Origin of the sequence: Variibacter gotjawalensis (assembly GCF_002355335.1) — a bacterium.
Classification (GTDB): Bacteria; Pseudomonadota; Alphaproteobacteria; order Rhizobiales; family Xanthobacteraceae; genus Variibacter; species Variibacter gotjawalensis.
The window spans coordinates 1,975,160-1,987,153 of the sequence record NZ_AP014946.1 but is presented as its reverse complement, the minus strand read 5'-3'; the positions used below and the strand labels follow the sequence as shown (position 1 = coordinate 1,987,153).

General features: G+C 59.6%; 11 protein-coding genes. 9 read left to right on the top strand and 2 right to left on the bottom strand.

Translation table 11 applies throughout. The features are described from left to right. The first annotated feature begins 104 nt into the window (after positions 1–104). From GJW30_RS09660 to GJW30_RS09645, 4 genes are read left to right on the top strand one after another with little or no spacing between them, the layout of a single operon-like run. Positions 105–962, top strand: a complete 858-nt coding sequence (locus tag GJW30_RS09660) for a phytanoyl-CoA dioxygenase family protein (RefSeq protein WP_096354689.1) — start codon at positions 105–107, stop codon at positions 960–962. Between the two features lie 59 nt (positions 963–1,021). Continuing rightward, positions 1,022–1,996: a C4-dicarboxylate TRAP transporter substrate-binding protein gene (locus GJW30_RS09655; protein ID WP_096354686.1), complete on the top strand. Its 975-nt coding sequence runs from the start codon at positions 1,022–1,024 to the stop codon at positions 1,994–1,996. Between the two features lie 37 nt (positions 1,997–2,033). Beyond that, the gene (locus GJW30_RS09650; RefSeq protein WP_096354683.1) at positions 2,034–2,537 is read left to right on the top strand and encodes a TRAP transporter small permease; all 504 of its coding nucleotides are present in this window, start codon (positions 2,034–2,036) and stop codon (positions 2,535–2,537) included. A 17-nt stretch (positions 2,538–2,554) separates the two neighbouring features. Next, on the top strand, positions 2,555–3,853 hold the full coding sequence (locus GJW30_RS09645) for a TRAP transporter large permease (protein WP_096354680.1): 1,299 nt from the start codon (positions 2,555–2,557) through the stop codon (positions 3,851–3,853). Positions 3,854–4,304: 451 nt separating this feature from the next. On the opposite strand, the gene GJW30_RS09640 is transcribed toward GJW30_RS09645, so the two are convergent. After that, the gene (locus GJW30_RS09640) at positions 4,305–5,300 is read right to left on the bottom strand and encodes a DUF4365 domain-containing protein (protein WP_096354677.1); all 996 of its coding nucleotides are present in this window, start codon (positions 5,298–5,300) and stop codon (positions 4,305–4,307) included. A gap of 195 nt (positions 5,301–5,495) precedes the next feature. Here GJW30_RS09640 and GJW30_RS09635 point away from each other — a divergent pair, with 195 nt between their 5' ends. From GJW30_RS09635 to GJW30_RS09615, 5 genes are read left to right on the top strand one after another with little or no spacing between them, the layout of a single operon-like run. Next, positions 5,496–6,053: a hypothetical protein gene (locus tag GJW30_RS09635; protein WP_130364864.1), complete on the top strand. Its 558-nt coding sequence runs from the start codon at positions 5,496–5,498 to the stop codon at positions 6,051–6,053. Then, the gene (locus GJW30_RS09630; RefSeq protein ID WP_096354672.1) at positions 6,050–7,411 is read left to right on the top strand and encodes a 7-cyano-7-deazaguanine synthase; all 1,362 of its coding nucleotides are present in this window, start codon (positions 6,050–6,052) and stop codon (positions 7,409–7,411) included. Before GJW30_RS09635 ends, GJW30_RS09630 begins: the two co-directional genes overlap by 4 nt. Next, complete coding sequence (locus tag GJW30_RS09625; RefSeq protein WP_165391644.1) at positions 7,408–8,589, top strand: XRE family transcriptional regulator; 1,182 nt, start codon at positions 7,408–7,410, stop codon at positions 8,587–8,589. Before GJW30_RS09630 ends, GJW30_RS09625 begins: the two co-directional genes overlap by 4 nt. Further along, positions 8,564–9,175 (top strand): PIN domain-containing protein, encoded by a 612-nt coding sequence (locus tag GJW30_RS09620; protein ID WP_130364862.1) that lies wholly within the window; start codon positions 8,564–8,566, stop codon positions 9,173–9,175. The genes GJW30_RS09625 and GJW30_RS09620 overlap by 26 nt, the downstream gene beginning before the upstream one ends. 34 nt (positions 9,176–9,209) lie before the next feature. Beyond that, positions 9,210–10,058, top strand: coding sequence for a hypothetical protein (locus tag GJW30_RS09615; protein WP_096354666.1), 849 nt, complete (start codon positions 9,210–9,212; stop codon positions 10,056–10,058). 212 nt (positions 10,059–10,270) lie between these two features. Here GJW30_RS09615 and GJW30_RS09610 read toward each other — a convergent pair whose 3' ends face one another. Continuing rightward, positions 10,271–11,980: a tetratricopeptide repeat protein gene (locus GJW30_RS09610; protein WP_245408712.1), complete on the bottom strand. Its 1,710-nt coding sequence runs from the start codon at positions 11,978–11,980 to the stop codon at positions 10,271–10,273. Positions 11,981–11,994: the final 14 nt, after the last annotated feature.

Genomic DNA, 11,994 nt, shown 5'->3' with positions numbered 1-11,994 from the left:
GTATTGAAATCGCTTGGACGGTTCGGCTGCACGCTTGACGAGCGCTCAGGGCTTGCGCTGAGATGTAGCAGGCCGCCAAAAAAGAGCAGCTCAGGAGGAAACCGATGTCGAAACGGCTGACCGAGGCTGAAGTCGCCGCGTATCACGAGAACGGTATCCATTATCCGCTACGTGTGATGTCGAGCGAAGATGCGGACCGGCTCGCCCAGCGGTTCCAAGATAACGGCGACATCATCAAGGGACGGCTGAACCAAAAGCCGCACCTTCTTTTCCCATGGCTTGATCAAATGATCCGCGATCCACGCATCTTGGACGCGGTCGAGGATGTGCTCGGTCCTGACATCTGGTGTTGGGGCTCGCAATTCTTCGCCAAGCCGGCCGGTGGAGACGCCTACACTTCATGGCATCAAGACGGAACCTACTGGGGGCTCTCGTCCACCGACATCGTCACCGCATGGGTCGCACTGACGCCGTCGACGAAGGAGTCTGGCTGCCTTCAGGTGGTGCCGGGCACGCATCGCAGCCAGGTTCCGCATGAGGACAAGTTTGAGGAATCCAACATGTTGTCGCGCGGGCAAGAGATCGCCGTTGAGGTGGACCCCGCGACGATCGTTGATGTCGAGCTGCAGCCGGGCGAGATGTCGCTGCATCACGTTCTGCTTTTTCATGGCTCGGAGCGCAATCGCGCGAAGCTGCCGCGCGTCGGATTTGCCATTCGCTACGTAGCGACTCATGTGAAGCAAATGTCGCCGCATCGTGAAACTGCAATGCTGGTCCGCGGGATGGATCGCTACGGCCACTTCGATCGCGAAGTTGCTCCCGAAAGTGAGATGCATCCCGATGCGGTCGCGCGCCACGAGGCGATCGTGGATAACCAACTCAAGATACTCTACGCCGGTGCATCACAAGCTGGGAAGCTTGGTCCTGCACCAACCGATGCTCGTCGCGATTCCGCGATGTAGCGCCAAGAGCGACGGACGCTGCCGTATGAGCGGCGCCGCAGGACCGAGGAGGAAACCCGATGAAGCGCCTTTCCGCGTGGCTTTTCGCCATCGCCGCCTTGACCAGCGCATCCGCCGCGACCGCGCAAGAAATCCGGATACGTTTTGCACACTCGCTCTCCGCGACGGAGCCCGCGCATCTTGCGGCCGAATTCTTTGCCAAGAACGTGGCGGCGCGCACCAACAATCGCGTCCAGATCCAACTCTTTCCGGGCGAGCAACTCGGCCCAGGCAAAGAAGTCAACGAAATGATCCGCCAGGGCGCCAATGTGATGAACATCACGGACCCGGGCTATCTGTCCGACTTCGTCCCTGACATCGGTGTCCTGAACGGCCCCTACCTCGTCAAGACTCCGCAAGAGTACGAGAAGATCCTCGCGTCCGATTGGTACAAGGATGTCGAGAGGCGTCTTGAAAGGTCAGGCTTCAAGTTGATCATGGCGAACGGTTTCTTCGGCTATCGCCATCTCATCGCCGATAAGCCAGTGCGAAAGCCCGAAGACATTGCCGGCATGACGGTACGTGCCCCGCCGAACACAATGTGGATCGAAACGTTCAAGTCGATGGGCGCTCGGCCGACCACGGTGCAATGGTCGGAAGTCTACAGCGCGTTGCAGCAGAACGTGGTCCAAGCTGCGGAAGCACCGCTCGGCTCGCTATGGGGGTCGAAGCTGCACGAGACACGCAAGGTGATCTCGCTGACGCGGCACTTTACCGCGTTCACCAACTGGCCGATCAACGCGAAATATTTCGCGACGCTTCCGGCCGACGTTCAGCAGATCCTCATCGAGGAGGGCAAGAAAGCCGGTGCCGAAATGACGCGGCTCACGCTCGAACTCGAGAAGGATTACATCCAAAAATTCAAGACGGCCGGCATCACCTTCGTCGAGGATGTCGATCTCGATGCCTTCCAAAAGGTGACCACACCAGTCTACAGCGCGTTTCCCAAGTGGACGCCGAAGCTTCAAGAGACCGTGCTCGGTACGTTGAAGTGAGGAGTCGTTTTGACGCTGCGGTAGCCGCGCGTATTCGATGGAGGATAATACGCCTGTGCTGAAGTGGGTTCTGGACCAGCTCGAAGAGCTCGTGGCCTGCATCGCGCTCGCGGTCGTCGTTCTGTCGGTCTCCTGGGGCGTTATTACGCGCTACATTACGGCGCAACCTGCTGCCTGGGCGAGCGAGCTTGCGACGCTCGCTTTTGCGTGGCTGGTCTTCTTTGGGGCAAGCGCCTGCATCAAATATCGACTGCACCCCAGCATCGACATGTTGGTGCGGCGCCTGCCCGTTTCGCTGCAGACGACCGTGCGGCTCTTCAACCATGCTCTGCTGCTCGCATTTTTTGTTTTCATGACGTGGTTCGGTACACGCTTTGCGATCGATGCGCTCGACAACCCAAGCCCAGTTCTGCGCTGGCCGCTCGCCTGGCTTTACGGGCCTGTCGCATTTTGCTTCGCGCTTATGATCGTTCGCTACTGCCAAATGCTGTCCGGGAAGGTTTGGCATGTCGACGCTGAGCGCGAGACGCAAGTGATATGAACCGAATGGGGTAACCGATGCTTGTCGATTGGCTGCCCGGCATCTTGATGCTCGTTCTCTTCGCGCTCGAAGTTCCGATCGCATTCGCGATCGCGATCGCCGCGCTTTCTTTTTTTCTGATCGATGGTTCGGTCCCCCTCAATATTTTTGTCCAGAAGATGGTGACGGCGACGGATTCCTATCCGCTCCTCGCGATCCCCTTTTTCGTCTTGGCGGGCGGAATCATGAACAAAGCGGGCATCACGGCGCGCTTGCTCGTGCTCGCAGACGCACTTGTCGGACACTTGACCGGTGCGTTGGCACAGATGTGCACCGTGCTCGCGACATTGCTTGGCGGCCTGACAGCTTCATCGAGTGCCGACGCTGCGATGCTTGCAAAGATTCTCGGCCCAGAAATGGTCCGCGCGAATTATTCGCCAGCATTTGCTGCCGTCATCACATCCTGCGCCGCAATCATTACGGCGCTAATACCGCCATCGATTGGCCTCATCATTTACGGCTACATCTCGGATACATCGATCGGTCGCCTCTTTGTTGGCGGCATCGTTCCGGGGCTCCTGCTCGCCGGAGCGCTGATGACAGTGACTGCGGTGATCGCAAAGAAACGCGGTTACCTGCCGCGGCGTCGTGAGTTTGCCGGCGCGCCTGCCCTCGGCCGCGCTTTCGTCGACGCTCTCTGGGCGCTTTCGATCCCGGTATTCATCGTCGTAGGCATTCGCTACGGAATATTCACGCCGACGGAAGCCGGCGCGATCACTGTGCTTTATACGATCCTGGTCGGCCGCTTCGCATATCGCAGTCTCTACTTTGCAGACCTTCCGCGCGTCATGAAGGAAACGGTGCTCGACACGAGTTCCGTCATGATCATGATCTGCGCCGCCTCGGCGTTCGGCTTCTATCTCGCCTGGGAGCGCATCCCGCCGCAAATGGCGAACTGGTTGGTGTCGCTGACGACGAACCCGATTCTGCTGTTGCTGTTGATCAACGCCCTTCTCATCGTACTCGGCACGGCGATCGAAGGCACATCGGCGCTTATCATTCTGACGCCGATTTTCGTCCCCATTTTGGCGAAGTTGGGGATCGATCCGGTGCATTTCGGTATCGTGCTCGTCACCAACCTCACCATCGCGGGAGTGACGCCGCCGGTCGGGCAGATGATGTTCATCTCATCGCAGGTGTTACGAGTGCCGATGGAAGACTACACGATCGAGGTCCTCCCATTTCTCGCTGCAATGTGCCTTGTGCTCGTTGCACTCACGCTCTTCCCTCAGATAACACTGTTTCTACCCGATCTGGTCTATGGGCGGGGGCCGTAGACTTATCATTTCCGTCCCTCCCGTTTCTTCCAGACACCGCGATTGCGAATGTCTCGAACAAGATGGAGCGCCGGCACTTGCAGACACTGTGCGATAGATTGCGAGTGTCTTGAATGGGGCCGACAACGGACCGGCAGCTTATGAACGCGCCGGCGGCGGTAGGAGACGTATCTATGGACTTCCAGGTTGAGAAAAGATCACGTTTTAATTGATCGACCGTTCTCGCAATGTCCGATAGCTATCGCACGCCCCCGAGCAGGACGAAGACCCTTTCCTACTTCCGTGCACAGCGACGAATGCAACGGAGGAATTAGGCGTGAGCGGATCGATCGACCTAATGCCACGGGCTATTCCATCCCTCCCCTCGTTGCACGATTTCTGCGGTGAGGTCTTGCTAAGCTTTATCTAGTGGCACTACGAGATGCGTCGCGCTGCTGGCGCGGCGAAATGCCTACGTTTCTTTGCCGCCCATGATTTCTTGGAACTGCCTAATCCGCGGCTGGCGTCGGTAGTACGACGCGTGGAGCATTTCGAAAAAGCCTTCCTGTGCAACGTGCATTCCACCTTCGTCGGCCAGCGCTCCCGATTCAAGAAGACGCTTTTCCTCCCGATTGATGAGCGCTACGAGCTCTCGCCCCCGGGAAGTCAATGGCGCTACAAAGGTCGGCTGCATCTGCCGGTCGATCCAGTCGATCATGCAATCCGCATAATCGACCTGCGCCAGGTTTTGCGCCAAGAGAAATTTTACAAAGCCGAAGACAAAGTCCTGCTCCTTCCCGCCCATGCCCATGTCGTACTCTGCTTTTGCGGCGACAAGGTTAAACTCAACTGCATTCATCACAACGTCCATGCCATAGTAGATACTGCGGCAAATGCTGGTAAGCCCCTGCACGTAAAGATCGAAATAGCTCAGCGGGAATGATTGCTCGCCCGACTTTATTGTCAGTAGCGCCAACATCACCTCTGTTAGGTCATCTATGAATGGTTGATCGGTAACACCCGCGTTTTCGAACAGGACCTGCGGCGGCGTTTCCTGCAGGAGGTTGGCCTTAGGAATGCTTATATAGGCGTGCCCGGCTTTAGAAGGACTACGCAACTCCTGCCGCGCGTCGGTCCAGTAGCTCTTGCCTGAACGTGGGTCGTGGATGACGAGCACCACGGGTAGCGGGAAGCCTTCCCAGTAGCGGCGGTGCTTTTCTTCGGGATAGAACTTGAACGCGTCGTTAGCGTCATGCTTGAAAAAGGAAGGCCCGGACTTGACCTGAACGGCGATCGTCCGGCCCGTGGCAAACGAGCCATCGTTCACATACTCCAGCTGCCCGTCGATCCCCACGTCACCCGTATCTGTTTCGCGCCAGATTTGCCCGCTCGTGGCCGCGTAGGCCTGAACGGCTGCAATACCGACGCGCTCCTGGGGGTACGTCGTACCAATCTTAGGCAGGTCCATCGCATCTGCATCCTTCTCTTGTGTCTATTGAGGGTCGGGGAACTGCAGTGGGCCATCGAGGATAAGACCGTGCATTCCAAATAAACTTCAAGAAAGAGTCCGTGCGGGCAAATGGCGCACCCAGTTAGCCGCAAACGCTAAACATTTGACATTGTCAGTTGTTATTGCCATAAATGCTGACATGGAGGGCGCGCCATGAGCGACGGACCGCACAAAAGCCTACCCCTGCGTCCTCATTGGAGGACGTTCGCGCAGCGAGCTGCCAAGGCTGCCTACGCGCTAGACGAAGTGCGTGAGACGCTTGCCTACGCGATCAAGCGCGATGTGCTCCAGGCGCCGATCAGCAACATCCGCGAAATTATGGATTCGGATACGCTCTTTGCTTACATGCGCATCGAGAAGCTGGAGGCCCTGCGCAGCCGTCACCCGGGGTCCGCACCCGCGCAGCTTGCCATCGACTGCGCCGTGGCGGCGGTCGGCAAAGGACTTACCGGGCAAGCCGGCACGCATGCCGCAACCACGATGGCGATCGAAGACACCACGCGCAGCGCCATGCGCAGCATCGAAGAGCATTACCAGCGTGAAGCGCACCCGCGCAGCAGCCGCTATGTCCGGGAACGGCAACTGGCCGTGCGCCAGCAGTTTGACTGCGGCGCGCTCGCCAGCGAACTGCTGTCCCCCGCAAAGCCGCCGCCGCAGCGCGCGGTCAAACTTGCTGTGCGCGACGGCCTCGATCAGGGGCCGCCACGATGAACGTGCGCGCGTTCCAGCCCCGAGTTCCCGAAACGGCCATCGACGTGGTCGAGCCAGGCGGCCAGCCGCGCAATGGACGCGCCGGGTTCGATCTCGGCCGCGACTTCCGCTTTTCAACTGCGGGCCTTCAGTCCTACGCTTTCGCCCGCTGGGACCCCGTCATCCACGACGCCCTGATCCTCGCAGCGGCGGTAGAGTATGCTGACCGGACTACGAGGCGCCCGGCGCTTGGCTGGACCCGCAAGATTGAACTGCGTGTTCCGGTTCATGAGCCGGACAGATGGTCGGCCCTGTCAGTTACCGATGCGCTGCACGAAGCTCTCCAGTTCCTGACGGGCGATATCTGGATGATTGAATTTGCACAGCGGAACGGCAAGGCTCTCGCACCTTCCCAGGAAGACCTGCAGCTGCCAGTCAAGACTGAGGCCGTGATTGCCTACAGCGACGGCATGGATTCGCGAATGGTCGCGGGAATCATGACGGCCGCCCTCGGAGAGCGACTGGTGCGGGTGCGTGTAGGTTCCAAGGCCGGGGGCCGGCCGGCCAAGGGAAAGCGCGAGCCGTTCACGAGAGTGCCGTATTCAGTGTCCGCCACGGGCGAGCCCACCGCACGGAACCGGGGATTTAAATTCGCCCTGATTAGCGGCATTGCCGCCTATCTCGCGGAAGCGGACCGGATCATCATTCCGGAAAGCGGACAGGGCGTTTTCGGACCGGCGTTGGTCACTGCCGCGCATGCCTATCCTGACTTCCGCAACCATCCACTTTTCACGTCGCGGATGGAGAAGTTTCTCAATGCCTTGCTGCGCCGTCCTGTGAAATTCGCATTCCCGCGGCTGTGGAACACCAAGGGCGAAACCTTGAGAGAATTCACGACCCTCCCTGACAGCGACACCTGGCGCGATACCAAGACGTGCTGGCGGGGCGCGCAGTGGAGTGCGCTGAACGGAAAGCTTCTCCAGTGCGGCATCTGCGCGGCGTGCATGCTGCGCCGTATGAGTATTCATGCGGCGAGCCTGAGAGAATCGGGCGAAGGCTACATTTGCCGGGATCTGGGAGCGCCAACGCTCGAGGCTTCCTTGCAGCATGATTTCAAAAGAATGAGCCCGGCCTTTCGAGAATATGCGATCGCCGGAACGCTTCACCTGGATCACCTCGCCGATATGGCGGATGAGGTCAATCGCGCGGTAGTCGCAAGGCATGCAGTACTCACGTCCGCCACTCTCGAAATAGCACCGGTGAACGCAGAGGAGCGGCTGCTAAGGATGCTCCAGCGCCACGCTGCCGAATGGGGATCATTCATAAAAGACACGGGAGCCCGTTCATTCCTCCGGCAATGGACGCGGATAGAGCAATGACTGACACGAGCGAACGCCTGAGCAATCACGAAATAGGAGAACGGCTGCGGCTTGCCCGCGAGGGCGTGAAACTCACCCAGTCGCAGGCGGCGGAAGTGATCGGAGCCGCACGGACCACCATCGTGGCCATCGAGCAAGGAAAGCGCCGGATCCAGATGGACGAGCTGCAAAAGCTCGCCACCTCGTATCAAACGTCCGCAAACGTTATCCTGCGCCGGGAAGCGGTTCACCTGGACATGGTGCCGCGCTTCCGCAAACTGGATGACAGCAAGGATATTGATGTCGAACGCGCCACCCGGCTCCTTAACGACCTAGTCAGCGCTGAAGTCGAGCTGGAAAACGCCCTGGGCGTCACGCGTGCCCGCAACTATCCGCCCGAACGGCCGATCCTGCCCGGCGAAGTCCGGTCGCAGGCAGAGCAGGATGCGCAAGAATTGCGGGACTGGCTCGGGTTGGGAAGCGGCCCGATCATGGACATTGTCTCAATCCTCGACCTCCAGCTTGGCATTCGGGTTTACGTGAGGCCGCTGCACGGAAAGGTCTCGGGACTTTTCGCCTATGACGAAGCGGCAGGCGCCTGCATCCTCCTGAACGCGAATCATTCGCACGAACGCCTGACGCAGACGGGGGCGCATGAGTTGGCGCATGTTATTTCCACGCGTCACCAGCCGGAGGTTCTGACTGAGGGCGAGCGTTTCGCTTCGCGCGAAGAGCGTTATGCGAACATATTCCAGCGCAACTTCATCGCGCCGGCGCGTGTCGTGCGCCAACGCTTTGCGGAAATCACGGCGGGGCAATCTCACCTCACCCGTCGTCACGTAATTCTTATTGCTCACGCCATAAGCTTGTCACGGGAAGCTACAGTGCGCAGGCTCGAAGAGCTGAAGCTTGCACGTGAAGGAACGTGGGATTGGTTTCAGGGAAACGGCGGTATCACCGACGCACAGGTTCGCGAGGTGCTGGGCGACATTCCGCGGCCGAATATTTCGGTCGTATTGAAAGGCATGGTACCGCCCCGCCTCGCGCTTCTGGCGCGCGAGGCATGGAAACAGGAGCTTTACAGCGAAGGCCAGCTGGCTCGCCTTCTGCACCTTGATCGCCACGGGATAAGGGAAGTGCTGGACGGTGCAGAGCGGGAGGAAGGCGAAGCCGATGAGCTCGTCAAAATTCTTCGCTAGTCCGGGCGCCGTTCTGGTGGCTGACGCCAGTGTTCTGATCAACCTCAACGCCTCCGGCCGCGCTGAGGAAATTGTCATGGCGCTCCCTGCGCGCCTTGTTGTAGCTGGCAACACCGTCGTCGAGCTCGAAAACGGAGTGCTGAGGGGCTACGACGATGGAGAGCGGCTCCGCGCGCTCATTAGCGCAGGCGTGATTGGCCTCGTCCGGATCGGTGCCGTGGCGGCGCCGATCTATGAGACGTTGATCGACGGGTCTGCACGCCTGACCCTTGACGATGGCGAAGCCGCCACCATTGCCTGTGCTATCGAACAGGGCGGCGTTGCGCTTCTGGACGAGCGCAAGGCGCGCAGCCTCTGCGCTACCTCTTTCGCAAGCCTTCCCGTGCGCTGTACGGCCGAGGTGCTCATGCATGAAGCCGTGGCCGCAGCCCTTGGCTCCGACCACATCGCAACCGTCGTGCGCGCCCTTAAGGTCGGCCGCATGCGCGTGCCCTTGGAGCACGCGGAGGAGCTGTCGCAGTTGATAGGCCCCGCGCACGCATCAGAATGTGCAAGCCTGCCGAAATCCGCTCGGAGGACGGCGTGATGGCCAGCCTATCTGGTAGGAGAGTGCATCTCTCATGAAACTGGATGCCAGCTGGAGATTTGACACCCCGGGCCCGCTGCCGCCTGAGGCTGTCTGGCCCTTCGATGCGCTGATCGGCAAGATCGCGGCGCAAGGGAACCGCTGGTCGATCCTCGAACATTTCAAAAGTTATTTTGCGGGTGCGTCGGGCGGAACGGCCAGCCGAAGTTCGTCAGAGAGCTGGGCCGAGTCGGACCTCAGCAACATGATGAGACAGGCTGCGGACAACGCGCCGCTGTTTATCGAAGCCTTTTACGAAGGCTGCAAAGCGCTGCAGGACGTTGGCGGTCTTGCCGTGCCCGACGCCGGGCGCATCAACCGCATTCTTGCCGAGCATGGCGTCGGCTACGAGATCAGGCCGCCGGCGTTAGTCGCAGTCGGAGTTGGGCTACATCAGCCCATAGCGGTGCCAGAGCGATACCGGTCGCTTGACGAGCAAGCGCAAGACGTTGTGCAGGAATCATTGCAGCAGTCAGAAAAGCTGCTCGCCGAAGGCCACCCGCGGCAAGCTGTCCAGGAAATTTTGTGGCTCATGGAATCGGTGGTGACGGCATTCAAGGGACTCAATGCCGGCGAGACAACGATCGAAGGGAAGTACTTCAACAAGATTGTTCAGGAGCTGAGAACCCAGAAGAAAGGCCAGACCATCGAACAGGTGCTGGGCTGGCTCACCATATTGCACGGCTATCTATCCTCGCCGACCGGCGGTGGCGTCCGCCATGGCGCCGACCTAAAAAGCGGATTCACGATCGACGGTGACGAAGGGCGGCTCTACTGCAACTTGATACGCAGCTACGTGACCTTCCTCATGGCAGAACACGACCGCATGAGCCGAAAGACCTAGAACGCCGAATACAGAAACTCGACCATGAAAATTGTTTCGAGGCGTCCCCATTTCGGATGGCCATCCAATGGAGCGGCCGAAGCTCCTCTTTGGCTGACCTGGGGACGAGTTGCTGCCCTTCGTCAAGATCGGCGCGAACGTCCGCTTCGGGGGAAAGGCAAATCTGCCTGATCGTCCGAAATGGGGCGCAAAGCTGTCCTGATAGGGTAATACTATTCAAGGCCCGCTAATCTAAACCCCTCGAGGTACCGTCGCCGGTCATCGTCGCGCACATACGGCAGTTCGTCGTCAATCCACTTAAGCGTGAGATGCGGCAAAAACTTCTGCTTCAACAGACCAAGAACTTTTGCGGCCTCCTCCAATTCGCCGTCTAGCGCGCAATTGACGACCAGTGGCCGCCAAGCGGCAGAGAGATTGGGACTTTCTGTAATGGCCAGACGAGCATAGTCGCTTCCTTCGCGGTACCGCCCACGTATAAAACATGACATCGAGCGAAGGTTGTTGGCTACGCCAGCATTGCCGCGCGCAAACAAATCGTGCGCACTAAGACCCGCCGCCTTGTCGGCATGTGCGAAGGCTTCGTCGGCGCGTCCCAGATAGTTCAGCGAGAGACCGAGAAGCCAGTGCGCGGTGGCGAAGTTGGGATCGAGCGCCAACGCCTTTTCGTATTTGGGAACTGCTTCGGTTGGCCGCCTGCTCCAGGCAAGAACGTAACCGACCGCTAGATGCGACCACGGATCGTCAGCGTCGAGTTGCAGTGCCCGCTGTGCGGCAGCCGACGCGGCTTCGACGGCATCTCCGATCTTGTCCCATCCCATGTGCACGCCGAGCGTTGCCGCAAACGCCAAGAGGCTGTGCGCTTTAGCGTAGCCCGGATCGACCTGGACAGCCTTGTCCAGAAGGACGCGCGCCGCCTGAATGTCGGCCCTTGCACGACTGTTCAGTAACGCCAAAGCGCGGATAACACATTCCCACGCGTCGAAGCTCTCCGGCGCCTTTCGCTTCGCGCGCAAACCCTCCGCCGCGTAGAGCTGAGGACCTATCGCTGCCACGACCTGCTCGGTGATTTCGTCCTGGACCGCGAACGTATCAGCGAGTTCGCGATCGTAGCGCTCAGCCCAGACACTGTGCCCGGTCGTAGAATCAAGAAGCTGCGCCGTGATCCGCACCTGATTGCTGGCCTTGCGCACGCTGCCTTCGAGCACGTATCGCGCGCCGAGCTCGCGGCCGATCTCTCTCACGTCAACGGCTTTGCCTTTGTAGGCGAACGTCGAGTTGCGTGCCGCGACCGAAAGCCACCACACCTTCGACAAAGCGATGGTGATGTCTTCCGCCATGCCGTCGGCGAAATAGCTCTGCTCGGGATCTCCGCTCATGTTGTTGAACGGAAGAATCGCAATCGAAGGCTTTTCGGTTGGTGCCGGCGTGCCAACCGGAGGCTCGACGCTCGGTTGTGTTTGTGTGTTCGACGATTGCTCAGTCACTTCGCCGACGAAGCGGACGCCCTTGCGCAGAAGCGTCTTGATCAGCCGCTGACTGTCGCCGCTGTCGCCGAGGACGACGCGCGCCGCATTGATCCTGGTCGTAAGTGCTGACTCCGAGACGGCCCGGCCGTCCCATATCGCGGCGATCAGATCATCCTTAGTAACGACTCGCTCGCGATGGCGGATCAGGTAGGCGAGAAGATCGAAAACTTGCGGCGGGACCGCGATCAAATTCGCGCCGCGCCGCAGCTCGCGCCGTTCGGTATCAAGCACAAAATCTTCGACCAGATAGCGCAACTGAATGGCTTCCCACCGGACCTTGGCTACGCGCGCTGCCAGTCTAGCATAGCCGATCCGGTGAAAATTCAATGCTACGGTAAGCGCGCGGTAAGCTGCCCGTAAAGCGCGCGCTGAGGCTGTCTGCCATTCTTGGCGCATTCACGTCGATCCTG

What these genes read in the sequence shown, in the direction of transcription:
- GJW30_RS09660 (WP_096354689.1), top strand. Translation starts at nt 105, where the DNA reads ATGTCGAAACGGCTGACCGAGGCTGAAGTCGCCGCGTATCACGAGAAC.
- GJW30_RS09655 (WP_096354686.1), top strand. Translation starts at nt 1,022, where the DNA reads ATGAAGCGCCTTTCCGCGTGGCTTTTCGCCATCGCCGCCTTGACCAGC.
- GJW30_RS09650 (WP_096354683.1), top strand. Translation starts at nt 2,034, where the DNA reads ATGGAGGATAATACGCCTGTGCTGAAGTGGGTTCTGGACCAGCTCGAA.
- GJW30_RS09645 (WP_096354680.1), top strand. Translation starts at nt 2,555, where the DNA reads ATGCTTGTCGATTGGCTGCCCGGCATCTTGATGCTCGTTCTCTTCGCG.
- GJW30_RS09640 (WP_096354677.1), bottom strand. Translation starts at nt 5,300, where the DNA reads ATGGACCTGCCTAAGATTGGTACGACGTACCCCCAGGAGCGCGTCGGT.
- GJW30_RS09635 (WP_130364864.1), top strand. Translation starts at nt 5,496, where the DNA reads ATGAGCGACGGACCGCACAAAAGCCTACCCCTGCGTCCTCATTGGAGG.
- GJW30_RS09630 (WP_096354672.1), top strand. Translation starts at nt 6,050, where the DNA reads ATGAACGTGCGCGCGTTCCAGCCCCGAGTTCCCGAAACGGCCATCGAC.
- GJW30_RS09625 (WP_165391644.1), top strand. Translation starts at nt 7,408, where the DNA reads ATGACTGACACGAGCGAACGCCTGAGCAATCACGAAATAGGAGAACGG.
- GJW30_RS09620 (WP_130364862.1), top strand. Translation starts at nt 8,564, where the DNA reads ATGAGCTCGTCAAAATTCTTCGCTAGTCCGGGCGCCGTTCTGGTGGCT.
- GJW30_RS09615 (WP_096354666.1), top strand. Translation starts at nt 9,210, where the DNA reads ATGAAACTGGATGCCAGCTGGAGATTTGACACCCCGGGCCCGCTGCCG.
- GJW30_RS09610 (WP_245408712.1), bottom strand. Translation starts at nt 11,980, where the DNA reads ATGCGCCAAGAATGGCAGACAGCCTCAGCGCGCGCTTTACGGGCAGCT.